We start from the raw sequence: 15,624 nt of genomic DNA on the forward strand, positions 1-15,624 counted from the left end.
GAAGCCCCGCGCTAGGCCGCCCCGGCCGAAGCCACCTGGGCCGGCCGCGCAGCCGCGGCCGGCCCGCCGGCCCTCGCCAGCTCCCGCAGCCGCCGTTCCGTCTCCGATCCACGCGGGGCCGTGTACGTCACCAGGGCCTGGTCCGGGTCGGTGCTCAGCCGGAAGCTCTCGAAGGTGACCTGGAGCTCGCCGACGTGCGGATGCAGGATGCGCTTGGTGCCGCGCAGACACTCGTGCACCGACTGCGTCTCCCAGATCCGCCGGAAGTCCGTGCTGCGTGCGAGGAGTTCATTGACCACCTCGCAGATCCGAGGGTCGTCCGGGTGCCGGCCGCTGTCGGCGCGCAGATTGCCGACCACCTCCACGGCCTTCCCCTCCCAGTCGGGGTGCAGGGCCCGCGCCACCGGGTCGAGGAAGACCAGCAGCGCGGTGTTCCGGCGGTCCGGGGCGAGCGCCTCCAGGTCGAAGGCGACCCGGCCGCCGAGCGTGTTCCAGGCCAGGATGTCCAGGCCGCGGCCGATGACGAGGGCCGGGACGGTGCTCTCCATGGCGTCCAGCAGCTGCTGGATCTCGGGCCGTACGGTCTGCCCGGAGCCGGGTACGCCGCAGCAGTCCGCCGCAGCCCGGCGCCGGGGTACGGCGATATTGCGCAGATAGGTCACCTCGCCGTCGGACAGCCGCAGCGCCCGCGCGATGGCGTCCAGGACGGAGTCGGAGATGGCGGGCGCACGGCCCTGTTCGATCCGGGTGTAGTAGTCGACGCTGATGCCGGCGAGCTGGGCGACCTCCTCGCGCCGCAGCCCACGCACCCGGCGGCGGTTGATCCCGCCGGGCAGGCCGAGGTCGGCCGGGTCGAGGGCGGCGCGACGCGCCTTGAGGAACGAGCTGATCTCGATTTCCGCGTGCAGCATCGGTCCAGTATGCGACGCACGGCCGGTTGGGTGGTTCCGCCGGACCCAGGCTGTGACGGGCCTGGTGCCCTCCGCGTACGGACAGCAAGGTGGTGCTCCTGAGAATTCGCCTTCCCATAAGGAGCAGCTCATGCAGCGCAGAACCCTCGGCGGTACCGGCATCTCGGTCAGCGAGTACGCGCTGGGCGCGATGATGCTCGGCGCCTGGGGCAACACCGATCACGACGACTGCGTACGGATCGTGCACCGTGCGCTGGACGCCGGTATCAACTTCGTCGACACCGCGGACATCTACGCCGCGGGCGAGTCCGAGGAGATCGTCGGCAAGGCGCTCAGGGGGCGCCGCGAGGACGTCGTCCTCGCCACGAAGTTCTTCAACTCGATGGGCCCGGATGCCAACCACGGCGGCAACTCCCGGCGTTGGATCGTGCGCGCGGTGGAGGACAGCCTGCGCCGGCTGGACACCGACTACATCGACCTCTACCAGGTGCACCGCCCCGACCCGGCCACCGACATCGACGAGACGCTCTCCGCGCTCTCCGACCTCGTACGGTCCGGCAAGGTGCGGGCGATCGGCTCCTCGACCTTCCCCGCGGAGCAGATCGTCGAGGCACAGTGGACCGCCGAGCGCCGCGGCCATCTCCGCTTCCGCACCGAGCAGCCGCCGTACTCGATGCTGGCGCGGGGCGTGGAGAACGCGGTGCTGCCGACCACGCAGCGCTACGGGATGGGCGTGCTGACCTGGGGTCCGCTCAGCGCGGGCTGGCTGTCCGGGCGGGATCTGTCGACCAGTTCGCGGGCCGGTCTGGAGACCTTGAAGTTCGACCTCTCGATCCCGGAGAACGCCCGCAAGGCGGAGGCGGTCGGCGCACTGTCCAAGGTCGCGGCCGAGGCCGGTCTGTCACTGCCGCATCTGGCGACCGGGTTCGTACGGTCCCACCCGGCGGTGACGTCCGTGATCATCGGCCCGCGCACCCTCGACCAGCTCGACAGCATGCTGGAGGGCTCCGAGGTGAAGCTCGACGCCGACGTCATGGACCGCATCGACGCGATCGTGCCGCCGGGCACCGACCTCAACCGGGCGGACAACTACTACGTACCGCCGGCCGTGGCCGACCCGGCGCTGCGCCGCCGCTGAGCCAGGAGGGCCGGCCTCAGGCCAGATGCAGCGCGGCGAGCAGCGCGTCGACCAGGGGCCGGTCCCGCTCATGGGTGAGGTAACAACGTGCCTCGGCGGGCGACAGCCAGAGCAGGCGGTCGACCTCACTATTGGGCACGAAGGCACCGGCGACCGCCTCGGCGGCCCAGTAACGAACCTGCTTGGCACGGCCGTTGGCGAGGTAGTGAGCGGTAGGGAGCGGGGCGCCGGGCCGGCAGTCCATGCCGGTCTCCTCCGCCACTTCGCGCACCGCCCCGGCCAGCGCGTCCTCGCCGCGCTTCAGCTTTCCCTTGGGGTGGGACCAATCGCCGTACTTGGGACGGTGTACGAGCGCGATCTCCAGTCCGTCCTCGGACGCCGCGCGGCGCCACAGCACACACCCCGCTGCCCTTACCGGCTTCTGAGGAACTGTCACAACCTCATCTCTCTCCCGCATCGCAGCTTTTCTGTCCCGTCATGCCGGCTGCCCGGTCATGCCCGCTGTCCGATCATGCCTTCCGTCCCCCTCAGGCCGTCCGCTCCGCCACGCGCGCGAGCCATACCCGGCCGAAGGCGAACCGGGCCGCCTCCACCTGGTGCCGCTGATCGGCGTGCAGCACGCCCAGCGCGTACGCGGTGGACGGCGCGATCCTGGGCGTACGGGCCGCGGCGGCGGCAGCGGCGGCGGCCTCCGCGGCGTCCCGGTGCCACTCCAGCGCCCGGCCGGCCTCCGCCAGCCGGTGATCCGGGTACTCCGCCGCGATCACCTCCTGGGCGTAGCGGCTCAGCCGCACCAGGAGCCGGACCTGGTGCCAGGGCGCGTCCTGGCGGTGGTCGGCGGACAGCGCCTCGGCGTTGTACGGGTATCCCGCGCGCGAGAGCGGCAGCCCGGCGACGGCCTCGGCGAGGCGCCGGTGCGCCTGCTCGGCGAGTGGCGGCAGCGCCTCGGCGGCCGGCAGATCCGCGGCCGTACGGGCCAGCGGCGCCTCGGAGGCGAGCACCGCCACGGAGTCGGCGACGGCATGGAAGCGGGAGGAGCCCAGCGCCTGGAGCGCGGCGGAGTGGGCGCGGGTGCGGGCGAGGGTGAGCTGGCGGTCCAGCAGCGCCCCGGCCCGCGCGGCGCCGGCCGACAGCGCGCCGTCGGAATCGGCTTCGGCGGCGGAGCCCGCGCCGGAACCAGAACCGGAAGACGAACCGGAAGACGAACCGGAAGACGAACCGGAAGACGAACCGGAAGACGAACGGGTGGAGGAGGGGGAGGCCGCGGACGACGCGGCGGACGGGCCGAGCGGTGAACCGGCGTACGCGCCGCGGGACGTGGCGGCGGACGATCCTGCGGCCGGGCGCGCAGTCCTGCGGTCGCCCCGTTTCCCCCGTGCCCCCTTGTCCCCCAGCTCTCCCCGGTCCCCGCCGTCGCCCCGCTCGTTCCGCTCGTTCCGCTCTCCGCGCCCCGTCAGCCGCTGCAGCGCCGCCATCAGCCGGTCGCGGCGGGCCGCGCAGGCGTGTTCGCGAGCCAGTGCGCCGGACAACCAGCCCAGTTCGGACAGGAGTTGGTCGGCCCAGGCCTCCTCGGTCAGCGGCCGGAAGGTGTGCAGGGTGGCGCTGATCCGGCGGGCCGCGCGGCGCAGCTGCCGGGCGGCCTCACCGGCGCCCTCCGCGTCCGAGCCGCTCTCGCGGTGCAGCCGCAGACTGCGCAGGAAGTCCGCGGACTGCTGGTGCAGATAGCCGGCGAGCACCTCCTCGGCCGTACGGGCGGCGAGTCCGGTGCCGCCGTCGCTGTCGTCCCGCATGCCCACCCCCTGTGGCCCGTACCGAGCGCCGCCCGGCCCGTATGTCCCGTCATCGCCTCCGTACGGCCCGTCCACCACCGCGGAACGGGCTCCGGGCGCCCCGCCGAGCTCGTATCCGGTACCGATGAGACCGGCCGGCCCCCCGGTCGGCTGGTCATGTCGCTGGGCCACGCCGGCGCCTCCGGGCGTCAATGAGCATTTCCTGTACGTTGCGCAGCGGCGCGCCGTCCGCGTCCACCGCCTGCCGGGTCCAGTCGCCGTCCGGGCCCAGGTGCCAGGAGGACGTGGAGTCCGACATCCCTGTCTCCAGCAGCCGGTTGAGGGAGGCGCGGTGCGCCGGGTCGCTGACCCGCACCAGTGCCTCGATCCGCCGGTCCAGATTCCGGTGCATCATGTCGGCGCTGCCCAGCCACACTTCGGGCTCGCCACCGTTGCCGAAGGCGAAGACCCGGGAGTGTTCCAGGAAGCGGCCGAGGATGCTGCGGACGCGGATGTTCTCGCTCAGGCCGGGGACTCCCGGGCGCAGTGCGCAGATGCCGCGCACCCACACCTCGACCGGGACACCGGCCTGTGAGGCGCGGTAGAGCGCGTCGATGACGGCCTCGTCGACCATCGAGTTGACCTTGATACGGACGTAGGCGGGGCGGCCGGCTTGCTGGTGCGCGATCTCCTTGGTGATGCGCTGTATGAGGCCGTCCCGCAGCGACTTGGGAGCGACCAGCAGCCGGCGGTAGGTCTCGCGCCGGGAGTAGCCGCTGAGCCGGTTGAAGAGGTCGGAGAGGTCGGCGCCGACCTGTGGGTCGGCGGTCAGCAGGCCGAGGTCCTCGTAGAGCCGGGCCGTCTTGGGGTGGTAATTGCCGGTCCCCACATGGGAATAGCGGCGCAGCATCTCGCCTTCCTGGCGGACGACCAGCGAGAGCTTGCAGTGCGTCTTGAGGCCGACCAGGCCGTAGACGACATGGCAGCCGGACTCCTCCAGCTTCCGCGCCCACTTGATGTTGGCCTGCTCGTCGAAGCGCGCCTTGATCTCGACGAGGACGAGGACCTGCTTGCCGGATTCCGCGGCGTCTATCAGGGCGTCCACGATCGGCGAGTCGCCGGAGGTGCGGTAGAGCGTCTGCTTGATCGCGAGCACGTCCGGGTCTCCGGCGGCCTGCTCCAGGAACGCCTGCACGGAGGTGGAGAAGGAGTCGTAGGGGTGGTGGAGGAGCACGTCGCGGGCGCGCAGGGCGGCGAAGATGTCCGGCGCGGACGCCGATTCCACCTCGGCGAGGTCACGGTGGGTGCCGGCGACGAACTTGGGGTACTTGAGCTCGGGCCGGTCCAGCGCGCCGATCCCGAAGAGCCCGGTCAGATCCAGCGGGCCGGGCAGCGGGTAGACCTCGGCGTCGGAGACCTTCAGTTCCTGGACGAGCAGATCGAGCACGGCCGGGTCGATGGACTCCTCGACCTCCAGGCGGACCGGCGGCCCGAAGCGCCGCCGCATGAGCTCCTTCTCCAGCGCCTGGAGAAGGTTCTCCGCGTCGTCCTCCTCGACCTCCAGGTCCTCGTTGCGGGTGACCCGGAACATGTGGTGCGCGCGCACCTCCATCCCCGGGAACAGCTCCTCCAGGTGGGCGGCGATCACGTCCTCGATGGGGACGTAGCGCTGCGGGGAGGCCTCCAGGAAGCGGGAGAGCAGCGGCGGCACCTTGACCCGCGCGAAGTGGTCGTGACCGCTGACCGGGTTGCGTACGACGACGGCCAGATTCAGCGAGAGGCCGGAGATGTACGGGAACGGGTGCGCCGGGTCCACCGCCAGTGGGGTGAGCACCGGGAAGATCTGCTGGCGGAAGAGGGTGAACAGGCGGGCCTGCTCCTTCTCGGTCAGCTCCGGCCAGCGGATCAGATGAATGCCCTGGTCGGCGAGCTCGGGGGCGATGTCCTGCTGGTAGCAGGCGGCGTGCCGGGCCATGAGCTCGCGCGAGCGCGTCCAGATCCCCTCCAGCACCTCACGGGGCTGGAGCCCGGACGCGGAGCGGGTGGCGACGCCGGTGGCTATCCGTCGCTTGAGTCCGGCCACCCGGACCATGAAGAACTCGTCCAGGTTGCTGGCGAAAATCGCAAGGAAGTTCGCCCGTTCGAGGAGGGGTGTGGCCGGGTCCTCGGCCAGTTCGAGCACCCGCTCGTTGAAGGCCAGCCAGCTGCGCTCACGGTCCAGGAAACGGCCGCTGGGCAGCTCCTCGCCGTCCGCGCCCACCACGCCCTCGTCCACGTACGCATCGGGATCGGCGTCCAGGTCGGGCTCCAGGCCGGGCACCGTCCCACGGACCGCGTGCGGGCGGTGCGCGGCGATGGAGCCCACGGAAGGCTGGGCCGCGGGGGCCTGGGCCTGCGGGGGCTTCGGGGTCGGCATCTCGGGCTGGACCTGTGCCTGAGCGCTGGGCTGCTGGTTCATGGCCTTATTCTTCCGCGCCTCGGGGGTTCCAGGCGCGTCAGGAGGCGGCGGCGCGAGGTGGAGCCTCGGGTTCGGGACGTTCGGCACAGCGGGCTGCATTCAGTGATGCTCGCAAGCAACATTGAATCGCCGGTAACGCGGATATGGCGGACAGGCAAGCGGGGTACTACGGGCGAGGGGCCGTCCCGGGCCGGAGAGCGGCCGCCGCCGCGGAGGACCGGCTTCCGGTGCCTCCCCTCTGACAGCCATTGTGCCCCGCGTCCGGCCCTTGTCCACACACCACAATTCCCGGAAGTGAATTCCGCGAACCGTCTCAGCCGTGCCGGCGCCGCATCACCCGGAAGGCGATCACGGTCAGCACCCCCGCCACCGCAAGGACGATCCCGGACTCGATCCATGCCAGCGGCCAGTGATGCGACACCGGGTGCTGGTCCATGTACTGGCCGACCACATCGTGCTTGCGCAGACAGGCTTCGTAATCGCTGTACGGCTGGCACGCGGTGTCGGGCACCCGGCCGCCGGAGCCGGTGTAGCTCCCCTGCGCCACGAGCCAGCCGTCGTCCGGCAGCTGGGCCGACTCGCCACGGCCGAACTTGGTCGTGACGACCGGCATCAGATGCGGCCTGAGCTGCGTGAACGCAAACTGCACCACGGCCATTGCGGTCAGTGTGACGGCCATCGAGACCACCGTACGGCGCAGCAGCAGGCCGGCCAGCACCCCGACCGCGAGGCCCAGCAGGGCGTAGGCGACGGGCACCGGGCCGAGCGAGCTGAAGCCGGCGGTCGAGTACCAGTAGGAGCCGGAGACCTCGTCGCCGCCGACCTGCCAGAGCAAGCCGAAGACCAGCGACAGCGCCGTGGTGGCGGCGAGCACCACCAGCGCGGGCAGCGCGATCTTCGCCGCCAGCCAGCGCAGCGGGCCGACCGACTGGGTCAGGATGAGCTTGTGGGTGCCGGCCTCCAGCTCGCGGGCGATCAGCGGTGCGCCGATGAACAGACCGATCAGCGCGGGGAGCAACAGCAGCCCCACCTCCACGAGTTGCAGGTTGGATCGGTAGGCGGTGCGGAATTCGGTGACCGCCGCCTGGGTGCCCTCGCAGCGCGGGACGAGGGAGATCTCCGAGCAGCCGGCGATGTGGTGGGCGTCGATGAACCCGGCCATCTGTCCGCGCAGCACCGTGCACCAGACCGCGCCGGCGACCGTGGCGGCGAACAGCACACCGAAGACCAGCCGGTGCTGCCGCCAGACCAGCCAGGCCAGACCGCGCAGCGGTGCGCGTCCGGCGGCCGCCCGCCGCCCGTCCGTATCGCCCGCGTCGTGCGCGGTGCCTCCGCGCCCGCTCGCTCCGAGATGTGCCGTGGTGCTCATGCCGCCGCTCCCTTGCCGCTGTGGTGGTCGTGCTCTGTGTGTGCCGCGCCGCCCGGAGGGCCGTGCCGGACGGGCGGCAGGTCCGGACGGGCGGACGGCCCGTTGCGCGGCATACCGGGGATACCGGGCTTGTTGCCGGGTCGGCGGCGCAGCCGGGGTGAGACCGGCTCGGCGCTCGGCGCGATCAGCTCGGGTGCGTCGGGCGCACGCAGATACGCGAGCAGAAGTTCTTCCAGGGACGGCTCCACGGCCTCCCAGGGCCCGGCGGCGACCGTCCCCTGCCGCCGTACGACGGCAGTGAACTGACTGTCCGTCATCCGGGCCTCGACGACGGTGTGCGCGGCAATCCGGGGCGGCAGCGCATCGCCCCGGCGCGGCCCCATCACCAAGGTGTGCGCCCCGATGACGTCATCGACCTCGCCCGCGAGCCGTACCCGGCCGCCGCCCAGCACCAGCAGATAGTCACAGACCCCGTCCAGCTCGGCGAGAAGATGCGAGGACAGCACGACGGTGGTGCCGTGCTCGGCGGCCCGGGCCAGCAGCAGCGCGGCGATCCGGTGCCGTACGAGCGGATCGGGGCCGGACGGGGGCACCCGCCCGGCCGCCGCCCGGGACAGCCCAGCCCCTGCCCGTCCGGGGTAGGGGGGAAGCTCGTCGAGCAGCAGCAGTTCGGGGTCCTTGGCGAAGGCGAGGGCGAGCGCGAGATGAGTGCGCTGCTCGCCGGAGAGGGTGCCGACGCGGGCGTCCAGCGGCACCCGGCCGTCGTACACGATCTGCTCGGCGCACCGCTGGTTCCAGCGGCCGGGGTTGAGTTCGCGGCCCAGGCGCAGCGTCTCGGCGACCGTCAGCCGGGGGTAGAGCGGCCGGCCCTGGGTGACATGGGCGACCCGGGCGCGGCCGTCGGGGGTGGCCGGGCCCGCACCACAGACGCGTACGGTGCCCTCGGTGGGGCGGGTCAGCCCGGACGCGAGCGCGAGCAGTGTGCTCTTGCCGGCGCCGGCGGGGCCGACCAGTGCGCAGATACGGCCGGCCGGCAGCCGGAAGGTGCAGTCGCGCAGCGCCCAACGGCGGCGGTACCGCTTGCCGAGGCCGATCGCCTCGATCGCGGTGTGCCCCGACGCCCGACCGGTCGCCTCGCCCCTGTACATCGGCCGCGCCTCTCCCCCTGAGCCATTCCACTAATTAAGTAGTGAAAGGGTGGGGGAAGTGGGCTGCACCTGTCAACCTCCACTGCGTACGCTGACCGCGTGCCCACACCCTCCGCACTCACGACGCCGTCGCTGCCGTACACGCCCGACTACCCGATACGCACCGAGCGACTGGATCTGCGCCCGGTCACCCACGACGACTTCGCCGCGATCCACACCTATCAGCGCCGCCCCGAGGTCTGCCGCTACCTCTACTGGGGCCCCTTCGACGAGGCCGAATCACGGGCCTCCGTCGCCACCAAGTCCACCCGCACGACGCTGCGCGAGCCCGGCGACATCCTCCAGCTCGCCGTCGTCGCCCGCGAGACGGGCACCCTGGTCGGCGATGTCACCTTCGTCTGGACCAGCCGTGAACACCGCCAGGGCGGCATCGGCTATGTCTTCAACCCCGACCACGCCGGCCACGGCTACGCCACGGAAGCCGCCAGGGCACTGCTGAAGCTGGGCTTCGAGGAGCTGCAACTCCACCGCATCCAGGCCGAGTTGGACGGCCGCAACACCGCCTCGGCGAATCTGCTGGAGCGGCTGGGGATGCGCCGCGAGGGCCATCTGCGGGAGAACGAGTTCCTCGACGGCGAATGGACCGACGAGGTCGTCTACGCGATGCTGGCGCGCGAGTGGCGGGCACAGCGGGGAGAGCTGTAGCGGGAGCCGGAGCCGGCTGACCCGCCGGAAGATGCACACGCGGGGCGGAGCCTCGTAGGCCCGCCCCGCGGTGCGTTGTCTCCCTATCCGCTCTCTGCGGTCTCACGTCTCCGAGCGGTACATCAGATCCGTCTCGTGCGTGACGAACCCCATCCGCTCGTACACACTCACCGCCGCCACATTGTCCGCGTCCACGTACAGCATCGCCGTCGGCAGCCCCTGCCCGGCCAGATGCCGCAGTCCGATCGAGGTCAGCGCCTTGCCCAGGCCGCCGCCCTGCGCGCCCGGCCGCACCCCGAGCACATAGACCTCACCGAGGCCCTCGTCGGCGTGCACCTTGGTCCAGTGGAAGCCGGCCAGCCGCCCGCCCTCCTCCGCCAGGAAGAAGCCCTTCGGGTCGAACCAGTCCTCCGCCTTGCGGGCGTCCAGGTCGCGCTGGGTCAGCGAGCCCTGCTCGGGGTGGTGCGCGAACGCCTCCGCGTTCACCTCCAGCCAGGCCGCGTCATCGGTACCCGGCTGGAAGGTCCGTACGGACACCCCTTCGGGGAGCACCGGCTCCGCCAGCTCCAGATCCGCCAGCGAGCGCCGCATCTGCCGCAGCTCCCGGAACATCGTCAGCCCCAGGGTCTGGGCGAGGTGCCGGGCGGCCGGATGCCCGCCGTGCGCCCAGACGCGCACCCGGCGCCCGGACTGCTCCAGCAGCTCGCAGCCCAGCGCCCGGCCGTGCCCGCGGCCGCGGTAACCGGGGTGCACCACCAATTCGGCGGCCGGTGCCTCCACCGGGTCGGTGTCCTCCAGCTGGCCGTACCCGACCAGTTCCTCGCCCTCGTCCCCCGGGGCGTACACCAGCACATGGCACACGCCCTCGCGCTTCCCACCCCGCAGCTGCAGCCGCCCCTGCTCGGACACGGCAGGCTGCCCGTCCGTACGCGCGGCCCGCTCGATCAGTTCGAGGACGGCCTCGGCCCCTTCCGGCGCCAGCTCGTCCACCACCTGGATCCTGCGGCCGGCCCGGCCCTTCTCCTGTGCAGCGTCAGTCATGCGTGAAGCGTACGACTCCGCCGGGCCCGGGCGCGTCACTCGGCGCCGCCGTCCGCCGATCCCCGGCAACCAGCTCGTAACCCGGCACCCCCTGTTGCGCTACGCGCGTCGACAATATGCTGCCGTCCGCTCAGGACCATCCAGGAGGGGAACAGATGACAGCGACACCGCAACGGCGCCGCAGAGTACGCAGATTGACGATCGCAGCCGCCGTGATGGCGGCAGCCGCCGGGGTCACCGCCACCGCGCTGCCGGCCGGCGCCGACAGCAGCCACACCGACCGCGCCGGCCGCACCGTCGATGTGCAGCTGCTCTCCTTCAACGACTTCCACGGCAACCTCGAACCGCCCCAGGGCTCCTCCGGCACGGTCGAGGAGCTCCAGCCGGACGGCAGCAAGAAGGCCGTCCCGGCGGGCGGAGTCGAGTACCTCGCCCAGTCCCTGCGGACGGCCCGTAAGGGCCACCCCTACTCGGTCACCGCGGCGGCCGGCGACTTGGTCGGCGCCAGCCCGCTGCTGTCCGGTCTGTTCCACGACGAACCGACCATCGAGGCCATGAACAAGCTGGGCCTGGACGTCACCTCCGTCGGCAACCATGAATTCGACGAGGGCCGGACCGAGTTGACCCGCCTCCAGAACGGCGGCTGCCACCCGAAGGACGGCTGCTACGAGGACGGCAAGAAGTTCCAGGGCGCCGGCTTCCCGTATCTCACCGCCAATGTCACCGACGAGAAGACCGGCAAACCGCTGCTGAAGCCGTACACCGTCTGGAAGCACAAGGGCGTCAAGATCGGCTTCATCGGGGTGACGCTGGAGGGCACCCCGGACATCGTCAACGCCGACGGCGTCAAGGGCCTGAAGTTCCACGACGAGGTCGAGACGATCAACAAGTACGCCAAGGTCCTCAACCGGCAGGGCGTGAAGGCGATCGTCGCCCTCATCCACGAAGGCGGACTGCCCGCCTCCACCTCGTACAACTACAACTGCGACAGCCCCGGCCCCGGCGACGGCATCTCCGGCCCGATCACCGAGATCGCCAAGCACGTCACGCCTTCGGTCGACGCGCTGGTCACCGGCCACACCCATCAGGCCTACACCTGCACCATCCCCGACCCGTCCGGCAGGCCGCGCACCGTCACCTCCGCCGCGTCCTACGGCAAGCTCTACACCGACACCACGCTGACCTACGACCGTCGCACCCGCGACATCGTGCGGACCAGCGTCAAGGCGCCCGGCGCGGTCAACCACGTCGTCGACCGCACCCAGCCCAAGGCCGCGGACATGACGTCCCTGATCGCCCGCTGGAACAAGCTGGCCGCACCGGTCGCCGGCCGCCCCGTCGGCCATATCTCCGCCGATATCGCGGGCCGCGGCGCGAACGCCCCCGAGTCACCGCTCGGCGATGTCATCTCCGACGCCCAGCTGGAGGCCACCAAGGCCGCCGACAAGGGCGGCGCCCAGCTCGCCCTGATGAACCCCGGCGGCATCCGCTCCGACCTCGCCTTCAAGGCGTCCGGATCGGAGGGCGACGGCGTGGTCACCTACGGCGAGGCGTTCACCGTCCAGCCCTTCACCAACATGATGAACGTCATCGACCTCACCGGCGCCCAGCTGCTGACCGGACTCCAGCAGCAGGTCAGCGGCGCGAACCAGGCCTCCCCGAAGATCCTCCAGGTCTCCAGGGGCCTGACCTACACCCTGGACATGACCAAGTCCGGCGCCGACCGCGTCGTCAAGGACTCGGTCAAGCTGGACGGCGTCGCGATCGACCCGGCCAAGACCTACCGCGTCGCCATGAACGAGTTCCTGGCCGGCGGCGGTGACGGCTTCGCCGCCTTCAAGGAGGGCAAGAACAAGTACGTCGGCCCCTCCGACCTCGACGCCTTCACCGGCTACCTGACCGCCCACTCCTCGGCGGACGGCCCGCTCACCCCGCCGAAGGCGGACCGCATCACGGTCGTGAAGTAGCCCACCGCTACCGACCGGGGCTCCCTGTAGCCCACCGGGGCTTCCTCTCGTTGACCGGCCGGGCCTTCACGCTCCGCCCGGTCACCACGAGAGGAAGCCCCACCCCGCTCTCCGGCGGCGGACGAGGTTCTGGGCGTACGCGGCCTTCGGCCGGCTGACGGCGTCGTTCGTCTGGCATCTGTGGATGGGCATCGACCACCGGTCGGCGAGGGGCGATGCGGACGACGTGCCCGTGTGGGGGTTCCTCGCCTACGACGGGCTGATCACGGGGATGTCGGCGGCCGGCGCGGTCCTGGCGCTGGCGACGGTACGGCCCTGGGGCCGCCGGCTCCCGGCACCGCTGGTGCGGCTGCCTCTGTGGTTCGGGGCGGTCCTGCTGGTCGTACGGGGTGTGCCGGGCCTCGTCGAGAACATCACGACGGTCACCGGGCTCACCCCGTACGGCCCGCTCGGGCCGGCGGACCGGCCGGCCGAACTCTCGTCCGGGGACCTCTGGACGGGGATGGCGATCAATACGTACTTCTTCGTGGGAGCGATGGTGATGCTGCCGCTGGTCGTGCTGCACCAGCGGGGCCTGCCGGCCGCCGGGGGTACCGGCGGCCGGCCCGTTCAGGAGAAGTCGGCGGCGTGATCCCGCGCCCACTGGGCGAACGTCCGGCCCGGGTGGCCGGTGACCCGCTCGACGACGTCCNGGGTGGCCGGTGACCCGCTCGACGACGTCCGAGACGGGGAACGACGGTGCGTCGACCATCTCCCCGAACCGCTTGACGAGTTCCAGCGCGGCCTCCTTGGGGAAGTGCGGCCCGGACATCGCCTCGGCCGCCTCCTCCTCGGAGATCTGCTCGACCCGGGTCTCGCGCCCGATCGCCCGGCCGATCTCGGCGACCTGCTCGGCGATGGTCACCACCTCCGGGCCGGTGACCAGATAGGCCTGGCCCTGGTGCGCACCGCTGCGGTCCAGCAGCGCGACGGCGGCGACGTCCGCGAGGTCGGCCTCGTGGACGGGGACGCCCTGGGCGCCCGGGTGCGCATCGCGGACCACACCGGACTCGCGGATCGACGGGGCCCAGGCGAGCGTGTTGGTGGAGTAGTTGCCGCCGCGGACAAAGGTCCACTCCAGGCCGGAGTCGCGCACCGCGCGCTCCAGAACGGCGTGCATCCGGGCGATGTGGTTGGTGTCGTCGGCCGGCGTATCGGTCACCGCCATCGAGGAGTTGAGGACGATCCGGCGGACCCCGGCCTTGACGGCGGCGTCGAGCACCGCCGTCGCGGCCCGGTCACCGCCGGCCGCGAGATTGAGGAACAGCGCCTCCGCGCCGGCCAGCAGCGGTGCGAGGCCGTCCGCGCCGGTGAGGTCGGCGCGGACCACCTCGGCCTCGGCCGGCAGACCGGCGCGCGCCGGATCGCGGGTCAGCGCGCGTACCGCGGCGCCCTCCGCGAGAAGCCGGCCGACAAGGCTGCGGCCGATATTGCCGGTTGCTCCGGTTACCACGATCATGAATGCCCCCTCGAAGAAAACGACCGTCTTCCGGTCGTCGTACGCAGAAGACGGACAAGGAACGACGGACAGGGACAAGGCGTATGCCGCCCGTCCAGGTCACCAAGAGATGTGACGGTAGTTCAGTTCGCCCCACAAGCAAGGCAATTTTTCACCAAGACCGGCGGCACAAGCATCGCGTATCTCACTTACTACCGGTTCAGCTTGCGTTCAAGGGTCCCGCTCATGGTGGAATGTTCGGATGCGAACCCCCACACGCATATCTTCACCCTCGCCCTCGCCCGCCGCTCCGTACCACCCCCATTCCCCCGTACCGGGCGCCCAGGACGACTCCCGCGGCGACACCAGAGACCTTCCGACGGTCAATCCGTACGCCGATCTGGCTGCCCTCGCCGACCCCGAACCGGAGCTTGAACCCGAGCCGGAACACGGCGCGTTCGACGAATTCGGCGCCAACCGCCGCCGCACCTACCTCAACGAACGCGACGCCAGCGACGACCCGCTGGGCCTCGGGCTGCGCCCGGACGACGAGGACGAGGCGTGGACACCGCCGAACCACCGGCGCAAAAAGCGCGGCATCAGCCGCTTCGCCGCCGTCCCGCGCACCCTGAAGCTGCTGGTCGCGGTCCTGGTCTGCACCGCATTCCTGGCCCTCTTCGACCGGTTCGCGGTGCTGTACGCGCAGAACAAGGCCGCGGAAAAGCTGAAGGATTCCCTGCATCTGACCGCCTCTCCGGAGGTCGACATCCGGGGATTCCCGTTCCTCACCCAGGTCTTGGACAAGCGCGTCGACCAGGTGAAGGTCACCATTCCCGACCTGGCCGCCGACCGCGTTTCGCTGGCGAAATTCGAGGCCACCGCGAACGACGTACGCATCGACGGCGATCTGCCCAGCTCCATCAAGGGCGCCACGATCGGCACGGTGCACGGCACGGTGCTGCTCGCCTTCGACGACATGAATCGCGAACTCGGCGCCTCACAGGTGAAATTCAGCGAAATGGGCCCCAATGCGGTCCGCGCGGTCGGCCAACTGCCCATCGCCGGACATGAATTGCGGGTACGCGCGGAGGCGCGCATCCAGCGGGCCGGTGAGCGCGGTATCTCCACCGACATCAGCCGGATGCGGCTGGACATCGGCGATATCGCCGTCTACCGGCCCGGCACCGGCAAGGAGGAGGGCCTGCGGCTGACCCGCAAGACCGCCGCCGAGCTGAGCCGGCAGGCCGCCAAGGTCAAGTCGATGCTGAGCATCCCGGCCATCGCGCAGCGGATCGGCATCCCCCGGCTGTACATCGAGGAGGCGCTCCACAACGAGGAGAAGCTGCACGAGCTGACCGGGTCGCCGCGCTTCATCGAGCAGCTGATGCAGGTCAATCTCGTCGATGTGGTGACGGACCACCCCTGGCTGCTGGAGAAGGTCGGTATCGACCCGAAGATTCTCGGCACGCTCTCCGGGCTGACCAAGCCGGAGCTCGCGGACCGGCTGTCGCTCTCCTTCCAGCTCCCCAAGACGCCCGGCAACATCCGGCTGCGCAATATCTCCGTCGAGCAGGACGGCATCCGGGCCGAGCTGTCGGGGTCGGATCTGCCGTTCGGGGACGCGGCCAAGTAGGGGGACGT

At 71.2% G+C, this 15,624-nt stretch carries 12 protein-coding genes and 1 pseudogene; 5 read left to right on the plus strand and 8 right to left on the minus strand.

Going from position 1 to position 15,624, the window contains the following annotated elements; all coding sequences use genetic code 11:
* Nucleotides 1–11: 11 nt before the first annotated feature.
* Nucleotides 12–911: a helix-turn-helix transcriptional regulator gene (locus tag DY245_RS30820; protein ID WP_128510485.1), complete on the minus strand. Its 900-nt coding sequence runs from the start codon at nt 909–911 to the stop codon at nt 12–14.
* Nucleotides 912–1,041: 130 nt separating this feature from the next.
* Between DY245_RS30820 and DY245_RS30825 the strand changes: the two genes are divergently transcribed.
* Nucleotides 1,042–2,049, plus strand: coding sequence for an aldo/keto reductase (locus DY245_RS30825; RefSeq protein WP_128510486.1), 1,008 nt, complete (start codon nt 1,042–1,044; stop codon nt 2,047–2,049).
* 16 nt (nt 2,050–2,065) lie between these two features.
* On the opposite strand, the gene DY245_RS30830 is transcribed toward DY245_RS30825, so the two are convergent.
* The 5 genes from DY245_RS30830 to DY245_RS30850 form a co-directional block, all read right to left on the minus strand.
* Nucleotides 2,066–2,485 carry an NUDIX hydrolase gene (locus DY245_RS30830; protein WP_128510487.1) on the minus strand — a complete coding sequence of 140 codons (420 nt, stop codon included), beginning with the start codon at nt 2,483–2,485 and terminating at the stop codon, nt 2,066–2,068.
* Nucleotides 2,486–2,576: 91 nt separating this feature from the next.
* Nucleotides 2,577–3,839, minus strand: coding sequence for a CHAD domain-containing protein (locus DY245_RS30835; protein WP_181923953.1), 1,263 nt, complete (start codon nt 3,837–3,839; stop codon nt 2,577–2,579).
* A gap of 154 nt (nt 3,840–3,993) precedes the next feature.
* A complete protein-coding gene (locus tag DY245_RS30840) occupies nt 3,994–6,276 on the minus strand; it encodes an RNA degradosome polyphosphate kinase (protein ID WP_128510489.1) in 2,283 nt (760 codons plus the stop codon).
* A gap of 313 nt (nt 6,277–6,589) precedes the next feature.
* On the minus strand, nt 6,590–7,645 hold the full coding sequence (locus tag DY245_RS30845; RefSeq protein ID WP_128510490.1) for an ABC transporter permease: 1,056 nt from the start codon (nt 7,643–7,645) through the stop codon (nt 6,590–6,592).
* Nucleotides 7,642–8,793 (minus strand): ATP-binding cassette domain-containing protein, encoded by a 1,152-nt coding sequence (locus DY245_RS30850; RefSeq protein ID WP_128510491.1) that lies wholly within the window; start codon nt 8,791–8,793, stop codon nt 7,642–7,644. Before DY245_RS30850 ends, DY245_RS30845 begins: the two co-directional genes overlap by 4 nt.
* A gap of 99 nt (nt 8,794–8,892) precedes the next feature.
* Here DY245_RS30850 and DY245_RS30855 point away from each other — a divergent pair, with 99 nt between their 5' ends.
* Nucleotides 8,893–9,498, plus strand: coding sequence for a GNAT family N-acetyltransferase (locus DY245_RS30855; RefSeq protein WP_128510492.1), 606 nt, complete (start codon nt 8,893–8,895; stop codon nt 9,496–9,498).
* Between the two features lie 102 nt (nt 9,499–9,600).
* Here DY245_RS30855 and mshD read toward each other — a convergent pair whose 3' ends face one another.
* Nucleotides 9,601–10,539 carry a mycothiol synthase gene (mshD, locus tag DY245_RS30860; RefSeq protein WP_128510493.1) on the minus strand — a complete coding sequence of 313 codons (939 nt, stop codon included), beginning with the start codon at nt 10,537–10,539 and terminating at the stop codon, nt 9,601–9,603.
* A 155-nt stretch (nt 10,540–10,694) separates the two neighbouring features.
* On the opposite strand from mshD, the gene DY245_RS30865 reads away from it, so the two are divergent.
* A complete protein-coding gene (locus DY245_RS30865; RefSeq protein WP_128510494.1) occupies nt 10,695–12,506 on the plus strand; it encodes a bifunctional metallophosphatase/5'-nucleotidase in 1,812 nt (603 codons plus the stop codon).
* A gap of 184 nt (nt 12,507–12,690) precedes the next feature.
* A complete protein-coding gene (locus tag DY245_RS30870; RefSeq protein ID WP_128510495.1) occupies nt 12,691–13,137 on the plus strand; it encodes a DUF3995 domain-containing protein in 447 nt (148 codons plus the stop codon).
* A gap of 61 nt (nt 13,138–13,198) precedes the next feature.
* Here the strand turns inward: DY245_RS30870 and DY245_RS30875 are convergent.
* Nucleotides 13,199–14,004: pseudogene (locus tag DY245_RS30875) on the minus strand (SDR family oxidoreductase); the annotation flags it as partial.
* Nucleotides 14,005–14,245: 241 nt separating this feature from the next.
* Between DY245_RS30875 and DY245_RS30880 the strand changes: the two are divergent.
* Nucleotides 14,246–15,616, plus strand: a complete 1,371-nt coding sequence (locus DY245_RS30880) for an LmeA family phospholipid-binding protein (protein ID WP_128510496.1) — start codon at nt 14,246–14,248, stop codon at nt 15,614–15,616.
* Nucleotides 15,617–15,624: the final 8 nt, after the last annotated feature.

Source organism: Streptomyces inhibens (genome assembly GCF_003389455.1).
GTDB classification, from domain to species: Bacteria; Actinomycetota; Actinomycetes; order Streptomycetales; family Streptomycetaceae; genus Streptomyces; species Streptomyces inhibens.

Bases quoted from the DNA above. Each gene is read 5' to 3' on its own strand.
- DY245_RS30820 (WP_128510485.1), bottom strand. From the start codon at position 911: ATGCTGCACGCGGAAATCGAGATCAGCTCGTTCCTCAAGGCGCGTCGC.
- DY245_RS30825 (WP_128510486.1), top strand. From the start codon at position 1,042: ATGCAGCGCAGAACCCTCGGCGGTACCGGCATCTCGGTCAGCGAGTAC.
- DY245_RS30835 (WP_181923953.1), bottom strand. From the start codon at position 3,839: ATGCGGGACGACAGCGACGGCGGCACCGGACTCGCCGCCCGTACGGCC.
- DY245_RS30840 (WP_128510489.1), bottom strand. From the start codon at position 6,276: ATGAACCAGCAGCCCAGCGCTCAGGCACAGGTCCAGCCCGAGATGCCG.
- DY245_RS30845 (WP_128510490.1), bottom strand. From the start codon at position 7,645: ATGAGCACCACGGCACATCTCGGAGCGAGCGGGCGCGGAGGCACCGCG.
- DY245_RS30850 (WP_128510491.1), bottom strand. From the start codon at position 8,793: ATGTACAGGGGCGAGGCGACCGGTCGGGCGTCGGGGCACACCGCGATC.
- mshD (WP_128510493.1), bottom strand. From the start codon at position 10,539: ATGACTGACGCTGCACAGGAGAAGGGCCGGGCCGGCCGCAGGATCCAG.
- DY245_RS30865 (WP_128510494.1), top strand. From the start codon at position 10,695: ATGACAGCGACACCGCAACGGCGCCGCAGAGTACGCAGATTGACGATC.
- DY245_RS30870 (WP_128510495.1), top strand. From the start codon at position 12,691: ATGGGCATCGACCACCGGTCGGCGAGGGGCGATGCGGACGACGTGCCC.
- DY245_RS30880 (WP_128510496.1), top strand. From the start codon at position 14,246: ATGCGAACCCCCACACGCATATCTTCACCCTCGCCCTCGCCCGCCGCT.